At 66.4% G+C, this 25006-nt stretch carries 24 protein-coding genes, 1 pseudogene and 1 riboswitch; of the genes and pseudogenes, 11 read left to right on the top strand and 14 right to left on the bottom strand.

Annotated elements, in window-relative coordinates; all coding sequences use genetic code 11:
• Nucleotides 1-49 precede the first annotated feature (49 nt).
• The 11 genes from urtE to NFC73_RS13015 all read right to left on the bottom strand — a co-directional run bounded on the left by urtE (nucleotide 50) and on the right by NFC73_RS13015 (nucleotide 10557).
• Nucleotides 50-742 carry an urea ABC transporter ATP-binding subunit UrtE gene (gene urtE, locus NFC73_RS13065; protein ID WP_254750836.1) on the bottom strand — a complete coding sequence of 231 codons (693 nt, stop codon included), beginning with the start codon at nucleotides 740-742 and terminating at the stop codon, nucleotides 50-52.
• Nucleotides 742-1545, bottom strand: a complete 804-nt coding sequence (urtD, locus tag NFC73_RS13060) for an urea ABC transporter ATP-binding protein UrtD (RefSeq protein ID WP_254750834.1) — start codon at nucleotides 1543-1545, stop codon at nucleotides 742-744. Before urtD ends, urtE begins: the two co-directional genes overlap by 1 nt.
• A complete protein-coding gene (gene urtC, locus NFC73_RS13055; RefSeq protein WP_254750832.1) occupies nucleotides 1542-2684 on the bottom strand; it encodes an urea ABC transporter permease subunit UrtC in 1143 nt (380 codons plus the stop codon). The genes urtD and urtC overlap by 4 nt, the downstream gene beginning before the upstream one ends.
• Nucleotides 2681-3565 (bottom strand): urea ABC transporter permease subunit UrtB, encoded by an 885-nt coding sequence (urtB, locus tag NFC73_RS13050; protein WP_254750830.1) that lies wholly within the window; start codon nucleotides 3563-3565, stop codon nucleotides 2681-2683. The genes urtC and urtB overlap by 4 nt, the downstream gene beginning before the upstream one ends.
• Nucleotides 3566-3599: 34 nt before the next feature.
• Nucleotides 3600-4865 (bottom strand): urea ABC transporter substrate-binding protein, encoded by a 1266-nt coding sequence (gene urtA / locus NFC73_RS13045; protein WP_254750828.1) that lies wholly within the window; start codon nucleotides 4863-4865, stop codon nucleotides 3600-3602.
• 369 nt (nucleotides 4866-5234) lie between these two features.
• Nucleotides 5235-5660 (bottom strand): heat shock protein transcriptional repressor HspR, encoded by a 426-nt coding sequence (locus tag NFC73_RS13040; RefSeq protein ID WP_308292683.1) that lies wholly within the window; start codon nucleotides 5658-5660, stop codon nucleotides 5235-5237.
• A gap of 15 nt (nucleotides 5661-5675) precedes the next feature.
• The gene (locus NFC73_RS13035; RefSeq protein WP_254750826.1) at nucleotides 5676-6647 is read right to left on the bottom strand and encodes a DnaJ C-terminal domain-containing protein; all 972 of its coding nucleotides are present in this window, start codon (nucleotides 6645-6647) and stop codon (nucleotides 5676-5678) included.
• An 85-nt stretch (nucleotides 6648-6732) separates the two neighbouring features.
• Complete coding sequence (locus NFC73_RS13030) at nucleotides 6733-7377, bottom strand: nucleotide exchange factor GrpE (RefSeq protein ID WP_254750824.1); 645 nt, start codon at nucleotides 7375-7377, stop codon at nucleotides 6733-6735.
• 2 nt (nucleotides 7378-7379) lie between these two features.
• The gene (gene dnaK, locus NFC73_RS13025; protein ID WP_254750822.1) at nucleotides 7380-9260 is read right to left on the bottom strand and encodes a molecular chaperone DnaK; all 1881 of its coding nucleotides are present in this window, start codon (nucleotides 9258-9260) and stop codon (nucleotides 7380-7382) included.
• Between the two features lie 221 nt (nucleotides 9261-9481).
• Nucleotides 9482-9709 (bottom strand): hypothetical protein, encoded by a 228-nt coding sequence (locus NFC73_RS13020; RefSeq protein ID WP_254750820.1) that lies wholly within the window; start codon nucleotides 9707-9709, stop codon nucleotides 9482-9484.
• Nucleotides 9710-9759: 50 nt separating this feature from the next.
• Nucleotides 9760-10557 carry a TetR/AcrR family transcriptional regulator gene (locus NFC73_RS13015; protein WP_254750818.1) on the bottom strand — a complete coding sequence of 266 codons (798 nt, stop codon included), beginning with the start codon at nucleotides 10555-10557 and terminating at the stop codon, nucleotides 9760-9762.
• A 126-nt stretch (nucleotides 10558-10683) separates the two neighbouring features.
• Here NFC73_RS13015 and NFC73_RS13010 point away from each other — a divergent pair, with 126 nt between their 5' ends.
• Nucleotides 10684-11613, top strand: a complete 930-nt coding sequence (locus tag NFC73_RS13010) for an NAD-dependent epimerase/dehydratase family protein (protein WP_254750816.1) — start codon at nucleotides 10684-10686, stop codon at nucleotides 11611-11613.
• A gap of 28 nt (nucleotides 11614-11641) precedes the next feature.
• Here NFC73_RS13010 and NFC73_RS13005 read toward each other — a convergent pair whose 3' ends face one another.
• The gene (locus tag NFC73_RS13005) at nucleotides 11642-13870 is read right to left on the bottom strand and encodes an MMPL family transporter (RefSeq protein ID WP_254750814.1); all 2229 of its coding nucleotides are present in this window, start codon (nucleotides 13868-13870) and stop codon (nucleotides 11642-11644) included.
• Nucleotides 13871-14053: 183 nt separating this feature from the next.
• Between NFC73_RS13005 and NFC73_RS13000 the strand changes: the two genes are divergently transcribed.
• From NFC73_RS13000 to NFC73_RS12980, 5 genes and pseudogenes are all read left to right on the top strand, one after another.
• Nucleotides 14054-14569, top strand: coding sequence for a MarR family winged helix-turn-helix transcriptional regulator (locus tag NFC73_RS13000; protein WP_254750812.1), 516 nt, complete (start codon nucleotides 14054-14056; stop codon nucleotides 14567-14569).
• 45 nt (nucleotides 14570-14614) lie between these two features.
• Nucleotides 14615-15436 (top strand): methyltransferase domain-containing protein, encoded by an 822-nt coding sequence (locus NFC73_RS12995; protein WP_254750810.1) that lies wholly within the window; start codon nucleotides 14615-14617, stop codon nucleotides 15434-15436.
• Between the two features lie 91 nt (nucleotides 15437-15527).
• On the top strand, nucleotides 15528-16151 hold the full coding sequence (locus tag NFC73_RS12990) for a LysE family transporter (RefSeq protein ID WP_254750808.1): 624 nt from the start codon (nucleotides 15528-15530) through the stop codon (nucleotides 16149-16151).
• Between the two features lie 37 nt (nucleotides 16152-16188).
• Nucleotides 16189-16599, top strand: a pseudogene (locus NFC73_RS12985) (bile acid:sodium symporter family protein); the annotation flags it as partial.
• Complete coding sequence (locus NFC73_RS12980; protein WP_254750806.1) at nucleotides 16596-18749, top strand: chorismate-binding protein; 2154 nt, start codon at nucleotides 16596-16598, stop codon at nucleotides 18747-18749. The pseudogene NFC73_RS12985 and the gene NFC73_RS12980, both read left to right, overlap by 4 nt.
• A gap of 76 nt (nucleotides 18750-18825) precedes the next feature.
• On the opposite strand, the gene cls is transcribed toward NFC73_RS12980, so the two are convergent.
• Nucleotides 18826-20265, bottom strand: coding sequence for a cardiolipin synthase (gene cls, locus NFC73_RS12975; protein ID WP_254750972.1), 1440 nt, complete (start codon nucleotides 20263-20265; stop codon nucleotides 18826-18828).
• 128 nt (nucleotides 20266-20393) lie between these two features.
• Between cls and NFC73_RS12970 the strand changes: the two genes are divergently transcribed.
• The 5 genes from NFC73_RS12970 (at nucleotide 20394) to NFC73_RS12950 (ending at nucleotide 24246) form a co-directional block, all read left to right on the top strand.
• On the top strand, nucleotides 20394-21335 hold the full coding sequence (locus tag NFC73_RS12970) for an aminodeoxychorismate lyase (protein ID WP_254750804.1): 942 nt from the start codon (nucleotides 20394-20396) through the stop codon (nucleotides 21333-21335).
• A 64-nt stretch (nucleotides 21336-21399) separates the two neighbouring features.
• A complete protein-coding gene (locus NFC73_RS12965; protein ID WP_254750803.1) occupies nucleotides 21400-21864 on the top strand; it encodes an NUDIX hydrolase in 465 nt (154 codons plus the stop codon).
• A gap of 44 nt (nucleotides 21865-21908) precedes the next feature.
• Nucleotides 21909-22373, top strand: a complete 465-nt coding sequence (locus NFC73_RS12960; protein WP_254750802.1) for a pyridoxamine 5'-phosphate oxidase family protein — start codon at nucleotides 21909-21911, stop codon at nucleotides 22371-22373.
• Nucleotides 22374-22386: 13 nt separating this feature from the next.
• The gene (locus tag NFC73_RS12955) at nucleotides 22387-22944 is read left to right on the top strand and encodes a GNAT family N-acetyltransferase (RefSeq protein ID WP_254750801.1); all 558 of its coding nucleotides are present in this window, start codon (nucleotides 22387-22389) and stop codon (nucleotides 22942-22944) included.
• Between the two features lie 105 nt (nucleotides 22945-23049).
• On the top strand, nucleotides 23050-24246 hold the full coding sequence (locus NFC73_RS12950; RefSeq protein ID WP_254750800.1) for an acetyl-CoA C-acetyltransferase: 1197 nt from the start codon (nucleotides 23050-23052) through the stop codon (nucleotides 24244-24246).
• 8 nt (nucleotides 24247-24254) lie between these two features.
• Here the strand turns inward: NFC73_RS12950 and NFC73_RS12945 are convergent, their stop codons facing one another.
• Nucleotides 24255-24755, bottom strand: coding sequence for a hypothetical protein (locus NFC73_RS12945; RefSeq protein ID WP_254750799.1), 501 nt, complete (start codon nucleotides 24753-24755; stop codon nucleotides 24255-24257).
• A 125-nt stretch (nucleotides 24756-24880) separates the two neighbouring features.
• Nucleotides 24881-24996: riboswitch (SAM riboswitch) on the top strand.
• The last annotated feature ends 10 nt before the right edge of the window (nucleotides 24997-25006 follow it).

Genomic DNA, 25006 nt, shown 5'->3' with positions numbered 1-25006 from the left:
GAGTAGTGGGTACTCGCTTTTCCGGCATCAGACAAGCGTTGTACTTGCCTCAGATGAGCATCGCCTGCCGCACATTGGCCGCCGATCCGGCGCCGCCGGCTCCCGAGGAGGAAACCCTTCCGGCCGAAAGGACGTAGTAGCTGTCCGCGGCATGGAGGGCAAAACCGATGTGCTGCTCCACCAGGAGGATGCTCATGCCGTTGCGCTGGGACAGCTTGAGGATGGTCGCTTCGATCTCGGCTACAACGTTGGGCTGGATGCCTTCGGTTGGTTCGTCCAGGATCAGAAGGCGCGGCCCGGTGATCAATGCCCGGGCAATGGCAAGCTGCTGCCGCTGGCCACCCGACAACAGCCCGGCCCGCCGTGCCAGCAGCGGCCGGAGCGCGGGAAACAGATCGAGGGCCTCTGCCACGCGTTCAGTGCCGTTCCTGCGCCCGTCCGCGATGAGCTGCAGGTTCTCCATAACGGACAGCTGCCCGAATGCCTGCTGGCCCTGCGGTACATAGGCCATGCCCCGCGCCACCCGCTGGTGCGGGCGGAGGGCCGAGATGTCCTCCCCGTCCAGGGTGATGCGTCCGGCCATGGGTTTGAGGAGCCCGACGACGGCGCGCAGCAGCGTCGTTTTGCCGGCGCCGTTGTGCCCCAGAACCGAGACGACGGCTCCCTCCCGGACGCTCACGCTCACCCCGGAGATCACCTGGGTACGGCCGTAACCGGTCTGCAGATTTTCGATTTCGAGCATCAGTGGCCTTCCGTTGCCGAGGTCCCCAGGTACACGTCCTGCACCTTCTTGTCGGCCTGCACCTGCGCTACGCTTCCCTCACTGAGGACCTTGCCCGCGGCAAGGACAGAGACCGATGTAGCGAACTCCCGGACGAAGTCCATATCGTGCTCAATAACCAGCGTGATCCGGTTGGCTGCGATGCGGCGCAGTAGCTCGCCGGTTTCCCCGCGCTCGTCCTGGCTCATCCCCGCGATTGGCTCGTCCAGGAGGAGCACGTCCGAGTTCTGCACCAGGAGCATCCCGATTTCCAGCCACTGCTTCTGTCCGTGGGCGAGGATCCCTGCCTTCTTGTCCGCCGCGCCTGCCAGGCCGATGATTTCCAGGGCCTCTTCCACGGCTGGTTCCACGGAGTTCCGGCGGCGCAGCATTTGGAGCGGGCTCCGCCCGGAGCCCGCTGCGATATCGAGGTTCTGGAGTACGGAAAGGTTCTCAAACACGCTTGCGGTCTGGAACGTGCGCCCTACGCCCAGCCGGGCGATCTGGTGCACTTTGCGGCCGAGGATCTCTGTGCCCGTATGGTTGACCGATCCCGTGGCCGGCACCAGGCCGGTGATGGCATCAATTACCGTCGTTTTCCCGGCACCATTGGGTCCGATCAAGAACCGCAGGTCGCCCTGGATCACCTCAAGGTCGACGTTGTCCACGGCGAGGAATCCGTCAAAGGAAACCGAGAGGTTACGGACTTCGAGGTATTTTGGCCGGCCGCGGCGCCATCCCCCGGCCTGGGGCTCCCCGTCAGGGAGCAGCGTGGGCGTCGTCATCTGCTGACCTCCTCAGGCTTGGTGGCTCGCTCTTCAACGTCGGGATCTGGCGCGTCGGGCGGCGCTACGGGAGTTGACGCGTCGGGCGGCGTTCTGCGCCGCCTGCCCAGCAGCGCCGGCAATGAGGCAAGCCCGCCCGGCATAAACCCGATGACCAGGACAAACAGCAGGCCCTGGAAGTACACCCAGAAGGACGGGAAAGTGGATGACAGGCTGGACTGGGCCGCGGCGACGCAGACGGCGCCCAGGACCGGCCCCAGGAGGGTGCCGCGGCCGCCGATTGCGACGCCGATAAGGAATGCGATGGACGGGATCACGCCAACGTCCGCAGGCGAGATGATCCCGACGATCGGGACGAACAACGCCCCTGCGACGCCTGCCAGGACGGCGGCAGCCACGTAGATGACGGTTTTGACGGTCGCCGGATCGTAGCCCAGGAAGCGGACGCGCTCCTCCTGGTCCCGGACCGCCACCAGCAGCTCGCCGAAACGGCTGTGCATCAGCTGCCGGGCAATGGCGAGCGACAGCAGTAGGACCACCGCCGCGATCATGTACAGCATGAGCTTGTTGTTCGGGTCCTTCAGGTCAAAACCGAAGAAGGACCGGAATCCGTTCAGTCCGTTGGACCCTCCGGTTGTAGCCTGCTGGCCAATCAGGAACACTGCGAAGGCCGCCGCCAGCGCTTGGCTGAGAATCGCAAAATAGGCACCTTTGACGCGGCGCTTGAAGATCGCCAAGCCCAGGACGAGTGCCACCAGCCCCGGAACCAGGACCACGGCGAGGAGCGTCACTGCGGGGCTCCGGAACGGTTCCCACCAGCCGGGAACGTCGCCGCTGCCGTAGAGGGACATGAAGTCCGGCACCCCCGAGCCGCCGAAGAGCGATGCGTCGGCCAGCTTCATGTGCATGGCCATGATGTAGGCCCCGAGTCCGAAGAACACCCCCTGGCCCAGGGTCAGCATGCCGCCGCGTCCCCACGCCAGGCCGATGCCGACTGCCACGATGGCAAAGCAGAGGAACTTCCCCAGCAGGCCGAGGTTGAACGCCGGAAGCACCGCGGGTGCAACGCCCAGGAGCAGGACCGCACCAAGGGTGAATCCGGCCACGGTTCCCAAGCGCCCGCGCAACAGGCTTTTCATGCCAGGCTCCTTGTTTTGAGGCTGAAGATGCCCTGCGGCCGAAGCTGGAGGAACACCACAATCACGATCAGGATCAGGACCTTGCCGATGCTGGCCGTCGTCGAGTACTCGAAGACGGACTGCAGCACTCCCAGGGCAAAGGCAGCGATGACTGCCCCCTTGATCTGGCCGATACCCCCGGCCACCACCACCAGGAAGGCATCCACAATGTAGTTGGTGCCGAGGTATGGGCTTGTTGAACCTATGAGTGTGACCGCGACGCCGGCGATGCCTGCCAGGCCCGAACCGATGAAGAACGTCAGTTGGTCGCTGCGCCGGGTTGACACCCCACTCGTTTCCGCGAGGTCCCGGTTCAGCACAACGGCCCGGATACGGCGCCCGAGCGGCGTGGCCTTCAGGAGGAGGACCAGGCCGGCGAGGCACAGCAGCGAGAGCCCCAGGATAAAGAGCCTGGTCAGCGGGATGGGAGCGCCCAGCAACTCGATGTTCCCCTGCAACCACCCCGGTGCGCGGACATCGACGCTGGGTGCCCCGAAGATGTCACGTGCGGCCTGCTGCAGGATCAGGGCCACGCCGAAAGTGACCAGGAGGGTGTCCAGGGGCCGGTGGTACATGCGGCGCAACAGCACCGCTTCGAGCACCAGCCCCAGGACACCTCCCGCCAGGAAGCCTGCGGGAATGGACACCAGCAGCGATACGCCGGCGTCGGAGATGGCCTGCTGGACCACAAAGGCCGTGTAGGCCCCGGCCATCATGAACTCGCCGTGGGCCATGTTGATGACCCCCATCTGGCCGAAGGTCAACGACAGTCCCAGTGCCGCCAGGAGCAGCACGGAGCCGAGGCTGAGTCCGGCGAACATCTGCCCTATCAGGAGTTCCATTCCAGCAGGCCTTTCCTCGATGTTTCCGCGGCCGTTACTTGGCCAGGTCCTTGGCCCAGTCGTAAGTGGCCAGGAACGGATCCGGTTCAACCGCCGCCGGCGATGACCACACCGTGTCGATCAGGCCCTCCGCGTTGATCTTGCCGATGCGGGGGGTCTTGGTGATGTGGTTGTTCTCCCCGTTGACCGTGACCAGGCCCTCAGGCGCCTCGAAGGTCACCCCGTCCGCGGCGGCCTGCACCTTGTCCACCTCAAAGGATCCCGCCTTCTCCACCATTGCCGTCCAGAGGTACAGGGAGGTGTAGGCGGCTTCCATGGGGTCGCTCGTTACGCGCTCGGTGCCGAACTTCGCCTTGAACGCCGCGACGAACTTCTTGTTGGCCGGCGTGTCCAGGGTCTGGTAGTAGTCCCAGGCAGTCAGCTGGCCTTCGACGTTGTCCAGGCCGACGCCGGGGACTTCCTCCTCGGCGATGGACACGGAGACCACGGGCATGGTGTCGGCGGTCAGGCCAACGCTCTTGTACTGGCGGAAGAAGGCCACATTGCTGTCGCCGTTGAGGGTATTGAAGACCGCGTCGGCCTTGGAGTCCCGGACTTTGTTAACGATGGTGGAGAATTCCGTGGAGCCCAGCGGGGCGTACTCCTCGCCGAGGACTTCGATGCCCTTGGCCGCGGCGTAGGCCTGGATGATTTTGTTGGCTGTTCGCGGGAAGACGTAGTCACTGCCGACCAGGAACAGGGACTTGGTTCCCTGCTCGGCCAGGTAGTCCAACGCCGGGATGATCTGCTGGTTGGTGGTGGCACCGGTGTAGAAGATGTTCTTCGACGACTCCAGGCCCTCGTACTGCACCGGGTAGAACAGCAGCGCGTCGTTGGCCTCAAACACAGGGAGCATCGCCTTGCGGCTTGAGGAGGTCCAGCCGCCGAATACCGCGGCCGTGCAGTCCTGCTGGATCAGTTTCCCGGCGCGCTCCGCGAACTTGGTCGGTTCGCTGGCGCCGTCCTCGCTGATGACCTCGAGCTGCTTGCCCAGGACACCGCCGGAAGCGTTGATTTCCTCGGCAGCCAGGGACAGGGAGTCGAAGACGGTGCTCTCGCTGATGGCCATGGTGCCGGACAGCGAGTTGATGAACCCGACTTTGACGCTGCTGCCCGAGGTGTCCACACAGGACGTGCCGCTGCTGGCGGTGGAGCGTGCGGACGCCGGATCCGAGATCTGGCTGCCGCAGCCTGCCAGGACAGTGGCCATGGCGGCTGCCGCCAAGGAATAGAAAGCGCGTTTGGTGACCGAAACCGTCATGTGTACCTGCTTCTCACTCCGCCGTTGCGCTGGGCAGCGGCTCGCCTCCGAGGTCCGTCAGAAGTGACCCCTTGCGATGAACGTAGGAGCGAATTGTTTCAACGCCTGCCCGGTTGGTTTCGAGACCGTTTCGGGGCGCTCGCCGGGCCGGCCGCGAGTTGAGGCACACGGCAGGCGGGCGGGAGAAAACCGCGGGAAAGCAGGCCCTGGGAGAGTTAACCTGCGGGAAACCTGCCGCGGCGTAACTTTGGCCCGGTTGCCGGACATAATCCGGTCCGGACGCCGGGAAACGGCTCTCACCTGCGGCTATGCGCAACACCCGAGCGGCGGGCAGGGCTATTTGCGCGTCGGCCGGCTCCCTGAGTGGCGCTATTCGCCCAGTGCCCTGGGCCGCCAGACCACGACGGACTGGGACCGCGCGCGGGGACGCTGGCCGCGGGCCAGGCTCACCACGTCGCCGGCGGCACCGGCTGCGAAGATCCGCGAATCGAGGGGGTCACGACGGCGGCCCAGCTCCTCGGTCAGCTCGCTCACCCTGCGCTGCAGCGCGGCCACCTGGTTCTCGAGCTCAAGGATCCGTTTAATGCCTTCGAGCGAGACGCCCTCGTGGGACAGCCGCTGGACTTCGCGCAGCATGTTGATGTCCCGCTGCGAGTAGCGGCGGGACTTCCCCGGCGCCCGGCTGGGCGAGACAATGCCCAGCCGGTCATACTGCCGGAGCGTCTGCGGGTGCATATCCGCCAGTTCAGCCGCGACGGAGATCACGAAGATCGGCTGGTCAGCGCTGATGTCCACGGTCTGCTCCGTTGCTTAGAGCCGGGCCTTGGCGGCCAGGCCTTCACGGACATCGGCGTCGGCGGTGGCTTCGGCAAAGGCCTTCACGGCCGCCTCGGCTTCCTTGTTCAGGTTCTTGGGAACCGCGACGTCGATGGTCACCAGGAGGTCACCGGTGGCCTTGGACGTCTTCACGCCGTGGCCCTTCACCCGGAGCGTACGCCCCGATGGCGTGCCGGCCGGAACACGGACCTTGACGGTCTCGCCGTCGATGGTGGGGACCTGGATGTCGGCGCCCAAGGCAGCTTCCGGAAAGGTGACCGGGACATGGATGCGGAGGTTGTCGCCGTCGCGCGTGTAAAACTCGTGCGGCTTGACGGACACGGCCACCATGAGGTCCCCGTTACCGGCCGGGCCGGGCTGGCCCTTGCCGCGGACGCGGACCTTCTGGCCGTCCTTGATCCCGGCGGGAACACGGACATCAATCACTTCACCGTTGGGCTCGCGCAGGCCGATGGAGGTGCCGCGGATGGAGCCCGCGAAGGAAATGGTGGTCGAAGCGGTGCGGTCCGCACCCTTCTGCGGGGTCCGCTGGAAGCCAGGCTGGGCCCCGAAGCCGCCACCGAACAGGTCAGCGAACTCAGGCGGAATGCCGCCGGCCGTGCTGAAGCCGCCGGCGTGGCGTCCGGTGCTACCGGTGAAGAGGCCACCGAACATGTCCTCGAACCCGCCGTTGGCGGCACCGGCCCCGCCCGGAGCGAACCGGGCGCCGCCGCCCATTGCCCGGATCGCGTCATACTGCTGCCGCTCGTCGGGGTCCGAAAGCACCGAATAGGCCTCGGAGATGTCCTTGAACTTCTTCTCCGAAGCGGCATTCCCGGCGTTGGTGTCCGGGTGATGCTGGCGGGCAAGTTTCCGGTAGGCCTTCTTGATGTCGGCGTCGGAAGCGTCCTTGGCGATACCAAGGATCGCGTAAAAGTCCTTGTCCACCCAATCCTGGCTAGCCAATGGCGTTTCCTTTCAAGAAGTTAATGGGTCGGTGGTTGAGCTTGCCGAAACCTGGGTTTCGACAAGCTCAACCACCGGGGTAATGCTAGGCCGGAACTGCGACGATGACCTGTGCTGCGCGGAGGACGCGTTCGCCTGACTTGTAGCCGGAGCGGAGCACCTGGCTGACGGTGTCAACCTCGATGTCCTCGCCCGGCTGCTGGATGAGGGCCTCGTGGATCGTGGGATCGAACTCCACTCCGGTCTCGTCAATGCGGACCAATCCGTACGTCTTCAGTGCGTTCTCCAGCTTGGTGGCGATCGCGGCGAAAGGGCCGTCGGTCAGGTCACCGTGCTGGCGGGCAGCATCGACGTCGTCCAGTACCGGCAGCAGGGAGTTCAGGACGCCGATGACGGCCATCTCCCCTGCCACGGCCCGGTCGCGCTCAACGCGCTTGCGGTAGTTGACGTATTCGGCCTGGAGGCGGAGGAGATCGTTCTTCAGCTCGGCAGCCTCAGCCTGTCCTGCACCCTGTGCCACCGATTCCTCCGCCGGCACCTCGATGCCGTTCAGGATTTCCTCGGCCTGGGCGAGTGCATCGCCGTCGCTGTCAACAGGCTCGCCAACTGGAGGCTCGCCCTCCGGGTGCCGGGCCTGCCCGGTCACCGGATCAACCTTGCGGTTGTCCCGGATGACCGGCTCCTGGTTCGCGGATGAGTTGTGCTCTTCCTCGTTACCGTGGTGCGGCATGGCTACTTCTTCGCTTCGTCTTCGTCGATGATCTCGGCGTCGACAATGTCCTCGTCAGCAGCCTTGTCACCGGCGGAGGCTCCACCAGCGGTGCCTTCGGCGCCTGCGGCACCGGTGGCACCGTCCGGCGAACCGGCGTGGGCGTAGATGGCCTCGCCGAGCTTCGACTGGGAAGCCTGGAGCTTCTCGAACGCGGTCTTCACGGCTGCGTCATCGGTGCCTTCGAGGGCCTTCTTGAGGGCGTCGACGTCGGCTTTGACCTCGGTCTTGACCTCTTCGGGCAGCTTGTCGGCGTTGTCGACGATCAGCTTGTCCACGGAGTACGCGAGCTGCTCGGCCGTGTTGCGGGTGTCGGTTGCCTCGCGGCGGGCCTTGTCCTCGGCGGCGTGCTCCTCGGCGTCACGGACCATGCGGTCGATGTCCTCCTTGGAGAGCGCAGTGCCGCCGGTGATGGTCATGGACTGTTCCTTGCCGGTGCCCTTGTCCTTCGCGGAGACGTGCACGATACCGTTGGCGTCGATGTCGAAAGTGACCTCGACCTGCGGGACGCCGCGCGGAGCCGGCGCGATGCCGGTCAGCTCGAACGTGCCCAGCGGCTTGTTGTCGCGGGTGAACTCGCGCTCGCCCTGGAAGACCTGGATGGCCACCGACGGCTGGTTGTCATCAGCCGTGGTGAAGGTCTCGGACCGCTTCGTGGGGATGGCGGTGTTGCGCTCGATCAGGTGCGTCATCACGCCACCCTTGGTCTCGATGCCGAGGGACAGCGGGGTGACGTCGATCAGCAGGACGTCCTTGCGCTCGCCCTTGAGGACACCGGCCTGGAGTGCAGCACCGACGGCCACGACCTCATCAGGGTTGACGCCCTTGTTCGGCTCCTTGCCGCCGGCGAGTTCCTTGACGAGCTCGTACACGGCGGGCATACGGGTGGAACCGCCCACGAGGACGATGTGGTCGATCTCGGAGAGCTTGATGCCGGCTTCCTTGATGACGTCCTGGAACGGCTTCTTGGTGCGGTCCAGCAGGTCCTTGGTGAGGTCCTGGAACTTGGCGCGGGTCAGCTGCTCATCCAGGTGGACCGGGCCGTCGGGGGTGACGGACAGGTACTGGAGGGAGACGTTGGTGCTGCTGGAAGAAGAGAGTTCCTTCTTGGCCTGCTCCGATGCCTCACGGAGGCGCTGCAGGGCGATCTTGTCCTTGGAGAGGTCGATGCCCTTGACCTTGAGCTGCTTGAGCAGGTAGTCAACAACGCGCTGGTCCCAGTCGTCGCCGCCGAGGTGGTTGTCACCCGCGGTGGAACGGACCTGGATGGTGGAGAAGTTGTCTTCGTCCTTGCCCACTTCGAGCAGGGAGACGTCGAAGGTTCCGCCGCCGAGGTCGAAGACCAGGATGAGTTCGTCTTCCTTGCCCTTGTCCAGGCCGTAGGCCAGTGCTGCCGCGGTGGGCTCGTTGACAATGCGGAGGACATTCAGGCCTGCGATTTCGCCGGCCTCCTTGGTGGCCTGGCGCTGGGCGTCGTTGAAGTAGGCAGGCACGGTGACGACGGCGTCGGTGACCTTCTCGCCCAGGTACGACTCGGCGTCGTTCTTCAGCTTCATGAGGATACGGGCGGAGATTTCCTGCGCCGTGTACTTCTTGTCGTCGATGGAGACGGACCAGTCAGTGCCCATGTGGCGCTTAACGGAGGCGATGGTGCGATCGATGTTGTTGACGGCCTGGCGCTTGGCGATCTCGCCAACCAGGACTTCGCCGGACTTGGAGAATGCAACGACGGACGGCGTGGTGCGGCCGCCCTCGGCGTTGGCAATAACGGTGGGCTCGCCACCTTCGAGAACGGAGACGACGGAGTTGGTGGTTCCGAGGTCGATACCTACTGCACGTGACATGTGTTGCTTCCTTCTTTCCTTGGAAACTTGCTGGCGCTCGTGTTGAGCGTTCTGCACTCAACTTTACTCATCGCGCAAGCCATGTCAATCCAAAGTTGAGCGGAGTACGCTCAACTTTGGATTTTTGGGTCACGGCACCGTCAGTTGAACCCCTGGAATTCCGGGGGTTTCAGGCAGAAAATCCGCTTCTCTGCCAGTAGTTCGCTGTGCGTGAACGGCGGCTAAGGGGTCTTGTCCTCGTCCACTTCCACCTCGCGTGCGCTGTCAACAGAGCCGGCGGCGCCGTAGTCGCCCTCAGGATAGCCAGCTTCCTCGGACTGATTCTCCGTGCCGCCCACCACTCCGGCCTCGCCGTAGTCGCCTTCTTCATACTGGCCACCCTCACCCTCCGGCCCGGGTTCGGTGCTGCCCTTGCGGCGATCTTCTTCAGGTGCGGTGTTCTCAGTCATGACGTGATCTCTCCTTCGAGTTTCCGCGTCCATCCGGGCGCATTTGGAGTCTACTCAGCCGGAGGCCGGCTATACAGAGGGGTGGCCGCTGCCCCCGGGGCGTCCCGCGGGTTTCCGTCAGGCACGAGCCCCGCCATCGCCGCGAGGACAGTGAGGTGATGTTCAAAGAGTTCGCCCCGGGCACGGAACGCATCCGGGCCATATTGGCCAAAAACCTCAAAACTCACGGCCCCGAAGATCGACGTCCACACGAGGGCACCGTTCGCCTGTAGTTCGTCCGGCATGGCGAGGCCGAGTTCGCTGCGGATCACTTCCAGGTCGTCGGACAGGGCAGAAGGCACGACGGCGGTGCGCGCCGGCTTGGTCAGCGCCCCTGCCCGGTAGGCGCCGTCCAGAATGCCGATCAGGCGGTAGATCACGCGCGTTCCCGGGGTTGTGGTCTGGCTCGAGGGGGCCTGGTAGCCGGGGACCGGGCTCCCGAACAGCAGGCCGTAGCGCGCAGGCTCCCGCAACGCCCATGCCCTGACAGCCCGGCCGAGCGCCTTGAACCTGCCATCGAAGTCGTGCTCCGGCACTGCGTTCACTGCGGCATCCACGGCGTCGCCGAGCTCACTGTAGGCATCCACCAGAAGCAGCGTGAGCAGCTCGTCGCGATTGGCCACGTAGCGGTAGACCGCGGAGGAGACCACGCCAAGATCCCTTGCCACGGCGCGGAGGGACAAGGCGGCCGCGCCGTGCGTTGCCAGGTGCTCCCTGCCCAGCCTGACGATGTCGGCAATGGTCTGGGCGCGGGCGCGCTCCCGCGGTGTCCGAAGGGTGGTTTCCGCGTCTGCGGCAGGGGTATCCATCGGTCCAGCATCACACAAAGCAGAGCAGTGTCAACAATTGAGAGCACTGCTCTTGACAGCCGTCGGCCGGGAGTACACACTATTGAGAGAGCGGTGCTCTCAATAGCGAAATCTTGAAGGGAAGTCATGAACGATCTGCAAGTAGTTACGGGCGCGGGGCCTGTGGGCTGGACGATCGCAGAACAGCTGGCGGAGCAGGGGAAAAACGTCAGGATCCTCACCCGCTCCACCAGCGGCCCCGACCACCCGCTGGTGGAGCGGGTGAAGGCCGACGTCCAGGATGCCGCCCAGCTGCGGGACGCCTTCGCGGGCGCCACCGCCGTCTTCCACTGCATCCACGGCTCCTCCTACACTGCGGACGCCTGGCAAGCAGAACTGCCCCGGGCCGAGCAAACGGTGCTGTCCGCAGCAGGCGAGGCAGGCGCCGTCGTCGTTTTTCCCGAAAGCCTTTACTCGTACAGCGAGCCTGGACGCCCCATGGTCGAGGCGGGTCCGCGGACTGCCGGAGGCGGCAAGCGGGGCGTCCGGACCGCGCTGCTCAAGGCGCGGGACGCGTCCCCGACCAACACCGTCAGCGTGGTTGCCGGCGATTTCTTTGGCCCTCGGGTGCGCACCTCACATGCCGGAGAGCGCGTGGTCCCCGCCGTCCTGGCCGGCAAGAAAGTCTGGGTCATCGGGAGCGCCGATCAACCCCATTCATTCACGTATGTCCCGGACCTGGCCGCCGCGATGGTCCATGCCGCGGCGACGCCGTCGTTGTGGAACAAGGTGTGGCACACGCCCACGGGTCCGGCAGTCACGCAGCGTCAGCTGGCCACAGCGTTCACCGAGGCTGGCGGAGTGCAGGCGCCGAGGCTCGGAGCCATTCCGGGCTGGGGGCTCCGGACCCTGGGTGTGTTTTCGAAGGACATGCGGGAACTGGCGGAACTGCTCTATCAGTTCGAGCGGCCGTTTGTGATGGACTCAGCCATCAGTGAAGCCGCGTTTGGGCTCCGCCCGACACCCCTGCCCGAGGCGGCCGCGGCCACGGTGGCCTGGTGGCGTGCGCAGGGGTGAGGAAACCGGCGTCGGGCGGGCTCCAGTCCTACCGGCGGCCGGCGTCCTCTGCCGGTTCACGGTCGGCATCCACGGCACCGGTCTCCAGCGGGCCAGCCTCCCGCAGCGAGGCCGCGCCCAACTCGGGCTTGCCGAGCTTGCCGGGCCACCAGATGCGGGGGCCGATGTCGTACGCCAGCGCGGGGACGAGCAGCGAGCGCACCAGGACGGTGTCCAGCAGTACGCCGAACGCCACAATGAAGGCCAGCTGCACCAGGAACATGATGGGGATGACGCCCAGGGCGGCGAACGTGGCGGCCAGCACCACGCCGGCCGACGTGATCACTCCGCCGGTCACGCCGAGTCCGCGAAGGATGCCCGGCCGGGTCCCGTGCTTTAGCGACTCTTCCCGCACCCGGCTCATCAGGAAGATGTTGTAGTCCACGCCCAGGGCAACCAGGAACACAAACCCGAACAGGGGCACGGTGGCGTCGGCGCCGGGGAATCCGAGCAGGCTGTTGAAGACCACGGCCGAAACGCCCATGGCCGCGCCGTACGACAGCACCACGGAGAGCACCAGCAGGACCGGCGCCACCACGGAGCGAAGCAGCAGCATCAGGATGACCAGGATGACCGCCAGGACGATGGGGATGATGATCACCAGGTCACGCTGGGCGGTGGTGTTGGTGTCCAGGGCAGTGGCGGTCACGCCGCCAACCAAAGCGCCGGCGTCGACCGTTTTTAGTTCCACGCGCAGAGCCTTGACGGCATCCTCTGCCTCTGTGGAATCCGCGGCGTAGTTGAGGGTGGCGTTGATCAGCACCTTGCCGTCATGGACGTCCGGCGCGCTGGGAGTCCCGGGGGCGCCGGTGATCGGCACACTGCCTTCAGCCAGGAGGTAGGCGTCCCCCACGCCGTGGGTCGCTCTGACCTTTGCCAGCACGTCATCGGCTTTGCTTTCGTCCGCGATGACGACGGCGGGGCTGCCGCTGCCGGCGTCGAAATGCCGCGCCAGCGCGTCCTGACCGTCCACCGCGTTCGACGCAGTGAGGATGACGTCGGTCTGCGGCACGCCGTTGGCCTTCAGCTGCAGCACGCCCGCCGAAGCCACCAGCAACAGGAGGACCGACACGACCCAGACTGTGCGCGGGCGGCGCGAGACCAGTGAACCCGTGGCCCGCCAGACTCCCTTCTGCCCCTCCATTCCGGTGACCAGCTCGGGTTCGCGCTCGCCGGCAGGGACCAGCTTGGGGCGGAACGGCCAGAACGCGGCCCGGCCCAAAAGCGCCATCAGCGCAGGCAACAGCGTCAGCGCGGCGAAGAGCGAGCAGAGGATGCCGGCGGCCGCCACCGGACCAAGCGCCTTGTTGGAGTTCAGGTCGGAGAACAGGAGGCAGAGGAGGGCGATGATGACGGTGGCGCCGGAGGCCAGGATGGGTTCGAACGAAGCCTTCCATGCGGTCAGCACGGCTTCGGTCCGGTTGCGCGTGTGGGTCAGGGCCTCGCGGAACCGGGCCACGTACAGGAGGGCATAGTCCGTGGCCGCACCGATCACCAGGATGGACAGGATGCCCTGGCTTTGGCCGCTCAGCTGGATCCAGCCGAGCTTGGCCATGCCGAACACCAGCAGGATGGCGGCACAGAGCGCAAAAACCGAGGTGAGGAGGACGGCGATGGGCAGCAGGAGTGAACGGTAGACGATCAGCAGGATCAGGAAGACCGCGCCGAGCGCCACCAGCAGCAGGATGCCGTCAATGCCGGCGAAGGCGCTGACCAGGTCTGCGGTCAGGCCCGCGGGGCCGGTGACGAAGGTCTGCATGCCTGAAGGGGCGGAATCCACCAGGAAGTCCCGCAACTCCCGGACGGATTCCTTCAGCTCGCCGGAGGAGCCGATCGGAGCGATGAACTGGACCGCTTTCCCGTCCTCGGACGGGATGGGGCCGATCACGGCGCTGCCCAGTTGAAGGCCCTCCAGGCCGTCCTTCAGGGATGCCAGTTTGCCAAGCTCTGCGGGGCTGATGGCGGCGTCGTTTTCGATGACGATGACTGCCGGCACTTCGTCTGAATCGCGGAACTTTGACTGCCAGTCCTGCGCGGCGGTGGCCTCGGCGCTCGCAGGCAGGAAGGAAGCCTGGTCGTTCGAGGAAACCTCATCGAGCCGGCCGAACGTGGGTCCGCCCACGCCGGCAATGGCCAGCCACGCGAGCACCAGCAAAACGGGAAGGAGCCAGCGAAGCCAGAACGGAACCCTCGCGCCGTGTAGGGGACTTGATTTCATGATTCCTGCTTCGCTCGGGGTGGCCGCGATACACTTGATTCCATCCTAGAGTATATCTGCCATGGAGATAAATATTCGGGATGGTTTTCCTGCTTGGAACTGCCCATCCGGCATCGCTGCAGTAGTATCCGTCAGGGCACCAGGCCGGATCTCGGGCACCAGCAAGCGAACGGAGGCGGAACCATGACAGACGAAGCGTTCCAGCGCCCACCGGACTCCGCACCTTTCGCCCTGGTCCGCCTGCTCCAGGACTTCACGCTGGAGGCCAACCGCTATGTGGACACCGCCGGCGGCCGCAACGACATGCACCGCACCGACCTCAACGCGCTGGCGGTGATCATGCGGCACACCGCCAAGGGCCTGGTGGTCACGCCCGGGATCCTGCGCAAGGAACTCAACCTCAGCTCGCCAGCCACCACGGCCCTCATCGACCGGCTGGACAGTTCCGGGCACGTGGTCAGGGAGCGTCTCGGGCCGGACCGGCGGCAGGTCCAACTGCGCATGACACCCAAGGCGTTCCGGGACGGCAGTGCAATGTTCATGCCGCTTTCGCGCCACATGGGCAACGCCATGGCGGACTTCTCCCCCGAAGAACTGGAGCTTGTCACCCGTTTCATGACGGCCATGGTGGACGCCACCGTGGCGGCCCGCGAGGAAGCGTCCGACGGCGGCCCGGCCTCCCCTCCCAAGCCCAGTTAGGCCAGGTTCCGCCTGTTTTTCACTGCGGAGGGGTAGCGTTTCATTATGAGTGAGCAGCAGCCTGACGACGACGATGTGTACACGCACGGGCACCACGAGTCGGTGGTCCGCGCCCACGCTTCCAGGACCGCGGAGAACTCCGCGGCCTTTGTCATTCCGCACCTCACGCCCGGGGTTTCAGTGCTCGACGTCGGCTGCGGCCCTGGGAGCATCACCTGCGATTTCGCCGGGCTGGTAGCGCCCGGGAAGGTCACCGGCCTGGACCGGTCACCGGACATCATTGCCCAGGCCACGGCGCTGGCCGCCGAACGCGGCGTGGCCAATGCGGAGTTCCTGGCCGGCAACATCTACGACCTTGACTTCGAGGACGAAACGTTCGACGTCGTCCATGCCCACCAGGTGCTCCAGCACCTGACCGACCCGGTGGAGGCGTTGCGCGAGATGCGCCGCGTGGCAAAGCCGGGCGGCATTGTGGCAGTGCGCGACGCCGACTTCCACGGCATGAGCTGGTACCCCGCCATCCCTGAGCTGGACGAATGGATGGACCTGTACCAGCGGATCGCCCGACGCAACGGGGCCGAGCCCGACGCCGGCCGCCGGCTCGTGTCCTGGGCCCAGTCCGCAGGCTTCAGTAACGTGGCGCCCACCAGCAGCAACTGGCTGTATGCCACGGGGCAACAGCGGCGATGGCAGGCCCGGGTCTGGGGCGAACGAGTGCTGCATTCTGCCTTCGCGGAGCAGGCCCTTGAATACGGCTTCGCAAATCCAGCGGACCTGGCCCGGATTTCGGCAGGCTGGCACCGCTGGGGATCCACCGACGACGGCTGGTTCCTGATCCCGAACGGTGAGGTCATCGCACGGGCATGATTTTGGGGCCTTTGGCCACCGGCGGTGAGGGCAGCACTTCCTGCACTGCGGGGAGTCACTCCCGCGGTGGCGACGGCACTAAACTTGGCGGGTGCAATTCTCCCTGTGGCTCGCCCTCGCGGGCGCCGGCGTCCTGATCAGCTTTACGCCCGGCGCCGGTGCCATCAACACCATGAGCAACTCGCTGACGTCCGGATTCCGCCGCTCCATCTGGGGCATCCTTGGCCAGCAGGCAGCCTTGGTTGTCCACGTGGTGATCGTGGCCCTGGGGGTCGGCGTGCTGGTGGCAAGTTCCCCGGCGGCCTTCAACGTGATCCGTTACGCCGGAGCCGCCTACCTGGTGTACCTGGGCATCCGCCAGTTCCTCAGCAAACCGGAGGCGGACCAGGAACAGGCCGCCGCCCAACGGAACGAGCCCGCCTGGTCAATGTTCCGGCGCGGCCTCTGGGTTAACCTGCTCAACCCGAAGGCCATCGTTTTCTTCCTCGCGTTTATGCCACAGTTCATCCGCCCGGAACAGCCGCTCCTGCCGCAGTACCTTGTGCTCACAGCCACCGTGGTGGTGATCGACATCCTGGTGATGTGGTTCTTCTTCGCCTTTGCCGCCAAGTCCTTCCAGCGGTTCACGCACAACGCCCGCGGCCAGAAGATCCTCAGCCGGATCTTCGGGGTGCTCTTTGTGGCGGTAGGAATTCTCCTCGCGCTGATCCACTAGGCCTGGATCCACCGTCAAGCCTTCCGGCCGCAGAGACGTGATCATGCCCGGTGCGGGCTGGCTGATTGCCGTGGCGCTCCAGCTTCAGCCGGAACTTGCCGTAGGCCTGATCCTGGTGGGGTGTGCCCCGTCCGGCACCGCCTCGAACGTGATGGCCTTCCTGGCCAAGGGGGACGGCTTCGGCCTGGGCCTGGGCTACCTGGCGGGCAAACTGGGCCGGCTGGACGATAAAGCACGGAGGGCGCTTGCCTTCGAAGTGGGCATGCAGAACTCCGGCTTGGCCGCCACGCTGGCCACCGCGCATTTCACCCCGCTGGCCGCACTGCCGTCCGCCGTTTTCTCGCTCTGGCACAACATCTCCGGCGCGATCGTGGCAGCATGGCTCGCGCGGCGACCGCTGCAGGACGCCCAGCAGCTGATGCAGCAGCAGGTACGCTCTATTTCATGACCCCTGCACCTGTGATCATCGCCATTGACGGGCGATCCGGCGCAGGGAAAACCACTCTCGCCATCGAACTGGCCGCGCAGCTGCGGAACCACCACAAAGTCGCGCTCTTCCACCTGGAGGACATCTACCCGGGCTGGAACGGCCTCACCGCGGGCATCGAGCGCTACGTTTCCACGGTGCTCACGCCGTTGAGCCGCGCCGAGCCCGCCACCTGGACCAGCTGGGACTGGGAAAGGCATTACGACGGCGACACCCGTGTCACGCTGCCCGCCGAGATCGTGATCGTTGAGGGAGTGGGGGCGGCGGCGGCGGTCGCCCGGCCCCTGCTCAGCGCTGTCATCTGGGCTGACTCGCCGGACGACATCCGCCGGAAGCGTGCCCTGGACCGCGACGGCGGCACCTATGAGCCGTTTTGGGACCAGTGGGCTGAGCAGGAGGAGGCCTGGCTCGCCGCCGACGACGTCCCCCAGGAAGCCGATATCCGCGTCCTCAACAACGCCGACGGCTCCGCCACCGCTGATGTGATGCAGGCCCTCGCGTACCTGCCCGCTCTCGGACCGGCGCTTGTTCCCGAGCTTGCTGCCCGCCGCGGCCTCAGGCTGCGCGCAGAACGGCTGGACGCCAGGCCGGACGCCGCGGCCCTCTTCGAGAACCTCTACGGCGGCTCGGCCAATGCCGTCTGGCTGGACTCCTCCAACGCGGACTCACCCAACCCAGATTCCTCCGCCAGCGCATCCCCCGGCGCACCCGCAGGCCCCCTTCCGGAGCCGTCGCCCGCCACCGCGCGCAGCCGCTTCAGCATCCTGGCGGACGACGGCGGGACGTACGGCCAGTCCGTCACGCACCGGTCCGGCAAAAGCGTCATCACGGCAGGCTCCGCCACGGCGCGCGTACCGGGACCGTTCTTCCGCTGGCTGGACACGGTCTGGGGACGCCGGGCGGTCCGCACGCCGGATGGCTACCCGGGTGACTTCACCCTGGGCTGGCTGGGCTGCCTGGGCTATGAGCTCAAGCGAGAGACCGGCGGAACGGACGTGGCGGCGCCGACTCCTGACGCGGCCCTGATCTTCGCGGGCCGGGCCGTCGTTTTGGACCACGTGGAAGGAACGGCTTGGCTCCTTGCCCTGGAGGCGCCCGACGCCGACCGCTGGCTGACCCACGCCCGCGCCGCCGTCGCTGCCTCTGCCGCTGTCGCTGGCGCCCCCGCCGCGACACCAGGGGACCAGCGTACGCACGCCGGCGGCAGCAACGGCGTCGTCCGTCCCGTGAGGCCCGCGTTCAGCAGCCGCGACACGGAGCCCTCCTACCTGGCCAAAATCGCCGCCGCGCAGCACGAAATCCATGAGGGAAACTCCTACGAGGTGTGCCTGACCACCACGCTCACGGCCCGGCTGCCCGCCGCCGAGGCGGCCCCGTGGCACACGTACCTCGCGCTGCGGTGGAAAAATCCCGCGCCGTTCGCCAGCTACCTGCGGTTCGGCGGGCTGACCGTGGCCAGCACGTCGCCGGAGCGGTTCCTGCGGATAACGTCCGACGGCGGCATGCGCGCCGAACCGATCAAGGGCACCCGCCGCCGGGGTGCTGATCCGGAACGTGACAGGCAGTTGCGGGAGGACCTGGTTACCTCGCTGAAGGACCGCGCGGAAAACATCATGATTGTGGACCTGCTGCGGAACGACCTCAGCCACTTCGCGGAGCCCGGGTCGGTGACGGTCAGCAGGCTGTGCGAGATCGAAAGCTACGCCACGGTGCACCAGATGGTCAGCACCATCGACGCGCGGCTCCTGCCCGGCTCGCCGCGGGCCGAGGCGGTGGCCGCCTGTTTCCCGGCCGGCTCCATGACCGGCGCCCCGAAAATCAGCACCATGGCCATCCTGGACCGGTTGGAGGAGGGTCCGCGCGGCCTGTATTCGGGCGCAATCGGCTACTTTTCGCTCAACGGGGCCACGGACCTGGCGGTGGCGATCCGCACCCTGGTAACCACGGCGGTGGCCGGGGACGGCGGCGAACAAGAGTCGACGGCGGAACTCAGCCTCGGCGTCGGCGGCGCCATCACTGCCGACTCGGTACCTGACGAGGAGTACGACGAAATCCGTGTGAAGGCGCACGGTGTGCTGTCCGCGCTGGGTGCGGACTTTCCCACCGCCTGACCCTCGGAGTTTTTGTCCAGATACTGCGGGATAAACACCCCTAAAAGCCCCATTATCTGGACAAAAACTCCAAGGGTTACTGGAGCGTCGCGGTCAGCCTGGCGACGTTGTCGACATACCGGGCCGCGAGGGGACGCGTCACCCAGTCCTCGAGTATGAGCTCGTTGGAAATGTCGCGGTATGTGTCTTCGACCGCGCGCATGTTGTTCACGGTTTCCGCGCCGAGCAGCATCACCGAGACCTCCATGTTCAGCGAGAAGGAGCGCATGTCCATGTTGCTGGAGCCCAGGACGGCCACTTCGTCGTCGATGGTGAAGTGCTTGGCGTGCAGCACAAAGGGCGCCTTGTAGAGGTAGATCCGGACGCCGGCCTCCAGCAGCGCCTCGTAGTAGGAGCGCTGGGCGTGGTGGACCAGGAACTGATCGCCCTTTTCGGAGACGAACAGCTCCACGTCCACGCCCCGCTGGGCTGCGGTGGTGATGGCGTAGAGCAGCGAGTCATCGGGCACGAAATACGGGCTGCAGATGGAGATCCGGTGCTGGGCTGAGTAGATCAGGGTGTTGAAGAGCCGCAGGTTGTTTTCGGTGCTGAACCCGGGTCCGCTGGGCACCACCTGGGCCGTCACGTTGCCCGGTGCGGGGTTGTCCGGGAGCCGCAGCTGGTGTTCCAGGGACTCGTCGGTTTCGCTCAGCCAGTCCGTGGCGAACACCACGTTGAGCGTGGTGACGATCGGTCCGCGCAGGCAGGCCATTAGCTCCACCCATTCGCGGCCGGCCTTGCGGTGCTTGGGATTGTTGTAGGAAGGCTCGATCAGGTTTTGCGAGCCCGTGAAGGCGAGTTCGCCGTCCACCACCATGATTTTGCGGTGGTTCCGCAGGTCCGGGCGGCGCCATTGTCCGTGGATGGGCAGCACCGGGAGCATGCGCTTCCACTGGATCTTTCCCGCCCGCAGCCGTTTGAGCAGGTCGCGGTAACCCTTGACGCGGAGCGTGCCGATGTGGTCAAACAGCACGCGCACTTCCACGCCCCGCTCGGCGGCCTCCTCCAGGGCGGTCAGCAGGTCATCGGTGATGTGGTCCGTGCTCATGATGTAGAACTCGGCGTTGACGAACGTCTTGGCTCTGCGGACGGCCTGGGTCATGGCCAGGATCGAGTCCGGGTAGCCGGGAAGAAGGTCCACGGAATTGCCGTCCACCATGGGAAGGGAGCCGAGCCGCCGGTTCAGTTCCCCGGCGGACGTCACCCATTCGGGCCCTTCATATTCGCTGACGACGTCGGCGAGCGCCGAGATGCCGGACCGCACCCGGGTATTGATGACCTCCTGCTGCTGGCGGCGGCGGCTGGAGAGCTTGAAGTTTCCGAACAGCAGGAACAGGACCAGGCCCAGGAACGGTATGAAGAAGATGCCCAGCAGCCAGGCCATGGCCGTGGTGGGACGCCTGTTGCCGGGGATAATACCGATGGCCAGCACCCGGATGACCAGGTCTGCAATGCTGAGCACCACCACCACCCACATCGGCGCGGTACCGACAAGCGAAACTGGCCACAGCACTGGAATACCCCCGGATTGCGCGCACCCGCGGACCGGTTCCGGCGGGGCAATGCCCACAGTTTAGCCGCGGCCGGCCCTACTAAGCTGGAGCCATGACTTCTCCTGCGCCCGTGGTGCTCGTTTTCCTTGACCCTGCATTCCCGGACGGCCGGCTGGCCGACGCTTCGCAGCCCCAGCTGATGGCCACGGACCAGGGCGCCACCCGAGGCGACGGCGTGTTCGAATCCATGCTTGCGGTGGGCGGCGCGGTGCGGAAGCTGCAGGCGCATCTGGACCGGCTCGGCGGGTCGGCGGATGCCCTGGACCTGGTGATTCCGGCGCAGGATGCGTGGCGGGCGGCGATCGCCACGGGCCTCGCGGCGCACCGCACGCAGCACCCCGCGCCGTCGCCCGCCGAGGACGAGCTGGTGGTGAAACTCGTGGTCACCCGCGGCCCGGAAGGCACAGGGTCCCCCACGTGCTGGGTTCAGGTCTCCCCGGTAGGCGCCCTCGGACGCCGCCAGCGGGAAACCGGCATCGACGTCATCCTCCTGGACCGCGGCTACGACAGCGACGCGGCCGAGCGGGCCCCGTGGCTGCTGCTCGGCGCCAAGACCCTGTCCTATGCCACGAACATGGCCGCCCTGCGGTACGCCCACAAACAGGGCGCCGACGACGTCATCTTCACCTCCTCCGACGGCCGGGTCCTGGAAGGCCCCACGTCCACTGTGCTGCTGGCACATCTGGAAACCTCCGACGACGGCGCCGGCGCCACCAGGACGGTGCGCCGCCTCATCACCCCGCAGCTGGACAGCGGGATCCTCCCCGGGACCTCCCAGGGGGCCCTGTTCGCGGCAGCCAAGGCAGCCGGCTGGGAGCTCGGCTACGGGCCGCTGGAACCGCGGGACCTGCTGGACGCCGACGCCGTGTGGCTGATTTCCAGCATCAGACTGCTCGCGCCGGTGAACCACATCGACGGCAAGGAAGTCGGGACGCCCGCGGTGCAGAAGCAGCTGACGGCCGAACTCAACGCATTGCTTGCCGGGATCCAGTAGTTTCCGGGGTTCAGCAGTTCCGGATCCCGTAGTTTTCCGAAGTTCAGCAGGGAGGCTTTAAGCCATGGCGGTTCGCAGCGCAGGGATCCTTCTGTACCGGAAGGGAGCAGGCGGGCTGGAAGTGTGGATAGCGCACATGGGCGGACCGTTCTGGGCCCGCAAACAAACCCAGTCCTGGTCGGTTCCCAAGGGCGAGTACCTTCCCGACGAGGAACCCCTGCTCGCCGCGCTGCGCGAGTTTGACGAGGAGATCGGCACGCCGCCGCCAGCTGTTGCCTACTTTGAGCTGGGCGCGTTCCGGCAACCGTCGGGAAAGATCATCACGGTGTTCGCCGCTGAGTCTGACTTCCAGCCCGAACGGATTGTGAGCAACACGTTCCCGCTGGAGTGGCCCAAAGGATCCGGCGTCATCCAGGAATTTCCCGAGGTGGACGACGCCCGGTGGGTGACCGAATCCGAGGCCCGCAGCAAGCTGGTCAAGGGCCAGCTTCCCCTCCTGGACGCCCTGCTGGAGCATGTTGGATTGTGACAATACCCTGTTGGTCCGTCCCGCAGGTCCGTATGGTTTGGTGCATGAACTCTCACACGCAGCCGACCAACAAATTGACGTTCGACGAATGCTGGGAATTACTTGCCGTGGACACACTGGGGCGCCTGGCCCTTGTAGTGGACGGCCATCCGGAGATCTTTCCGGTCAACTACGTCCTGGACCGCAGGAGCATCGTCTTCCGCAGCGCCGGCGGCACCAAACTGTGGGGCGCCAAGGCAGACCGTCCCGCGGCGCTGGAGATCGATGGATACGATCCCCGCACGGAGGTGGCCTGGAGTGTGGTTGCGCGCGGAGACACCGAAGTGATCGAGGCACAGGCCGACAAGGACGCCGTCGACGCGCTCCATCTGGAGCCCTGGCAGCCCGGACCCAAGGACTACTACATCCGGCTAACCCCGCTCGCACTGACCGGCCGCCGCTTCCAGGTTGCCAAACCGGACGTTTGGAACACGCGGTTGTCGGACCGCCGTCGTGCTTCCTTCGAGTAGCGCGGGAGAGCTTGTGGACAGCGAGGCCCCGGCTCCGCTCCTCCCGGGGGTCCGGATCCGGCTGCTGCGGCGGAGCGATGCGGCCGGCCTGAGCAAGGCCTACCTCCGGAACCGCCAGCACCTCGCTGCGTGGGAACCGGAGCGGGACGAAGCCTTTTTCACCCCCAGGCATCAGCTGGACATCATCCGGGCCAAGCTCGCCCAGCATTCCGTGGGCCAGGAAGTTCCGTGGGTGCTGGTGAACCGCGACGATCCGGCGTACATCGTCGGCGCCGTCACCCTTACCGGCATCGTCCGGGGGCCGTTCCTCAACGCCAACCTCGGGTACTGGGTTGATTCCGGCCTCAACCGGCGGGGCATCGGAGCTGCCGCCGTCCGCTTCGCCACGGATCATGCCCGGACAGAACTGGGCCTCCACCGGGTCCAGGCGGCAACGCTGCTCCACAATGAGCCCTCACGCAAGATCCTCACACGCGCCGGGTTTCGGGAAATCGGAGCGGCGCCGCAGTACCTGAAGATCGCCGGCCGCTGGCAGGACCACCTGCTCCACCAACTGCTCCTCCACGGCTGACCCGATCGCGGCCGAATCCAAGGTGCCCGCGCCACCTAACCCGCCCATCACGGTTCGCCTAAGCTGGCCTCAAGCACTCTTGAATCCGCAACCGAAAGGCAGACCATGAGCAACGACGCTCGCACCCCCGTCATCCTGGGCGGCGCACGGACCCCCTTCGGCAAGTTCCGCGGCAGCCTCTCCGGGCTCACCTCCAGCGAGCTGGGTGCCCACGCCATCCGGAACGCACTGGAACGGTCCGGGGTGGCGCCGGAACAGATCCAGGCCGTGATCGTGGGCCAGGTTATCCAGGCGGGCGCTGGCCAGGGACCCGCCCGGCAGGCCAGCCTCGCCGCCGGCATCGGCTGGGACGTGCCCACCGTGACCATCAACAAACTCTGCCTGTCCGGCCTGACGGCCGTGATCGATGCCGCCCGGATGATCCGGGCCGGCGAGGCTGATTTCATTGTGGCGGCGGGCCAGGAATCCATGACCAACGCCCCGCACCTGCTGCCCCGGCTTCGCGGCGGCGTGGCCATCGGCGATGCGCCGCTGCTGGATTCGCTGAACTTTGACGGCCTGCAGGATCCGGTCTCCGGTGAACTGATGGGCTCCGCCACGGACGCCGGGAACGCCCGCCTGGGCATCAGCCGCGAGGACCAGGACGCCGTCGCCGCCCTTTCGCACCAGCGGGCGGAGGCCGCCCGGGCGGCCGGCATCCTGGCTGAGGAGATCGCTCCGGTGGAGGTCCCGCAGCGCCGGGGACCCGCCGTCGTGATTGATGCCGACGAAGGCATCCGGGCCGGCACCACCATCGAGGCGCTGGCGGCACTGAAGCCCGTCTTCTCCAAGGATCCGACGGCCACCATCACCGCCGGTTCTGCCTCCCCGCTGTCGGACGGCGCCGCCGCAGTGGTAGTGGCCAGCAAGGCAGCTGCGGAAGCGGCCGGCCTCAGCTGGATCGCGGAAATCGGCAGCCACGGCCAGACCGCCGGACCGGACGGATCCCTGCATTCCCAGCCGTCCCGCGCCATTGAGCGAGCGCTGAAAGTCGAAGGGCTGACCATTGACGACGTGGACCTCATTGAGATCAACGAGGCCTTCGCCTCGGTGGTGCTGCAGTCCGCCACGGACCTGGGGATCGACGCCGACAGGATCAACGCCGACGGCGGCGCCATCGCTTTGGGCCACCCGGTGGGCGCCTCGGGGGCCCGCCTGGTCCTGCATCAGGCACTCGCGCTGAAACGGCGCGGCGGCGGGACGGGCGTGGTTGCGTTGTGCGGCGGCGGCGGCCAGGGCGACGCCCTGATCCTCAAAGCCTGACGCCAGGTTCAGGCTCCGGGTCCAAGGATCACCAGCGGCACCAGGCGTTCCGCGCACGAAACCCGGACCAGTTCCGCCGGCGCCTGGGCCGCCCGGTTGTTCACCCCTGTGTCGTCGCACCAGTCCAGGTTGTACGGGTAAGCGGTGACCCCGGCCTTCCCGGGAGCCGCGCCAGCCGGGAGGGTGAACACGAAAGTGAAGCCGCCGTCGTCGGACATGGGAGCGAGCTCTTCCAGCACCGCGGTACCGGTCGCATCCGTGACCGTCACCTGGACCTGCGCATCGGTGCCGTAGCGGGCATCGCAGGTGGTATCCGGGGCGCTGACGGTGACCCGGTCACCGGGTTTCGCGGCGGCAGGCGAGACGGAAAACTCCGGCGGCATGCAGGGCGGCGGCGCGAAAACGTTCCGGCAACCTGTCACCCCCGCCAGCACCGGCACAGCGCACAACGCCACAGCCAAAACGCGTGCCCAGGCGCCCGTCAGGGCATGCCCAAAAATGTTCCCCATGACCCGATTGTCCCGTCGGCGCCGGCGTTACGGAAGCACTGCGGGATCACGGAAAAACGCGATAATTACGGAACATGACGACGGCGGCGGTGCGGCCGGGCGGGCCGGATGTTACGTTTTTGGGGAGTAATGAGAACCGGCGCCAAGCCCTGACTGGCCGGTCGGCAACCCTCCCTTTCGCGGCGGGGTGCCTCAGGTGAATACTCGGCATATCGACCCATTCGAGCTGCAAGCGTGAAAGAAGGAGTCCC

This window comes from Pseudarthrobacter humi (assembly GCF_024294965.1).
In the GTDB taxonomy this organism is placed as follows: Bacteria; Actinomycetota; Actinomycetes; order Actinomycetales; family Micrococcaceae; genus Arthrobacter; species Arthrobacter humi.
Note: the sequence above shows the minus strand (reverse complement) of the source record. Positions and strands in the feature narration are given on the sequence as shown.

Bases quoted from the DNA above. Each gene is read 5' to 3' on its own strand.
- NFC73_RS13030 (WP_254750824.1), bottom strand. From the start codon at position 7,377: ATGCCGCACCACGGTAACGAGGAAGAGCACAACTCATCCGCGAACCAG.
- NFC73_RS12945 (WP_254750799.1), bottom strand. From the start codon at position 24,755: ATGGGGAACATTTTTGGGCATGCCCTGACGGGCGCCTGGGCACGCGTT.
- NFC73_RS13010 (WP_254750816.1), top strand. From the start codon at position 10,684: ATGAACGATCTGCAAGTAGTTACGGGCGCGGGGCCTGTGGGCTGGACG.
- NFC73_RS12960 (WP_254750802.1), top strand. From the start codon at position 21,909: ATGAACTCTCACACGCAGCCGACCAACAAATTGACGTTCGACGAATGC.
- urtB (WP_254750830.1), bottom strand. From the start codon at position 3,565: ATGGAACTCCTGATAGGGCAGATGTTCGCCGGACTCAGCCTCGGCTCC.
- urtE (WP_254750836.1), bottom strand. From the start codon at position 742: ATGCTCGAAATCGAAAATCTGCAGACCGGTTACGGCCGTACCCAGGTG.
- NFC73_RS12995 (WP_254750810.1), top strand. From the start codon at position 14,615: ATGAGTGAGCAGCAGCCTGACGACGACGATGTGTACACGCACGGGCAC.
- NFC73_RS12980 (WP_254750806.1), top strand. From the start codon at position 16,596: ATGACCCCTGCACCTGTGATCATCGCCATTGACGGGCGATCCGGCGCA.
- urtA (WP_254750828.1), bottom strand. From the start codon at position 4,865: ATGACGGTTTCGGTCACCAAACGCGCTTTCTATTCCTTGGCGGCAGCC.
- NFC73_RS13020 (WP_254750820.1), bottom strand. From the start codon at position 9,709: ATGACTGAGAACACCGCACCTGAAGAAGATCGCCGCAAGGGCAGCACC.
- NFC73_RS13000 (WP_254750812.1), top strand. From the start codon at position 14,054: ATGACAGACGAAGCGTTCCAGCGCCCACCGGACTCCGCACCTTTCGCC.
- NFC73_RS13015 (WP_254750818.1), bottom strand. From the start codon at position 10,557: ATGGATACCCCTGCCGCAGACGCGGAAACCACCCTTCGGACACCGCGG.
- NFC73_RS12970 (WP_254750804.1), top strand. From the start codon at position 20,394: ATGACTTCTCCTGCGCCCGTGGTGCTCGTTTTCCTTGACCCTGCATTC.
- urtD (WP_254750834.1), bottom strand. From the start codon at position 1,545: ATGACGACGCCCACGCTGCTCCCTGACGGGGAGCCCCAGGCCGGGGGA.
- dnaK (WP_254750822.1), bottom strand. From the start codon at position 9,260: ATGTCACGTGCAGTAGGTATCGACCTCGGAACCACCAACTCCGTCGTC.
- NFC73_RS13005 (WP_254750814.1), bottom strand. From the start codon at position 13,870: ATGAAATCAAGTCCCCTACACGGCGCGAGGGTTCCGTTCTGGCTTCGC.
- cls (WP_254750972.1), bottom strand. From the start codon at position 20,265: ATGTGGGTGGTGGTGGTGCTCAGCATTGCAGACCTGGTCATCCGGGTG.
- NFC73_RS12965 (WP_254750803.1), top strand. From the start codon at position 21,400: ATGGCGGTTCGCAGCGCAGGGATCCTTCTGTACCGGAAGGGAGCAGGC.
- NFC73_RS12950 (WP_254750800.1), top strand. From the start codon at position 23,050: ATGAGCAACGACGCTCGCACCCCCGTCATCCTGGGCGGCGCACGGACC.
- urtC (WP_254750832.1), bottom strand. From the start codon at position 2,684: ATGAAAAGCCTGTTGCGCGGGCGCTTGGGAACCGTGGCCGGATTCACC.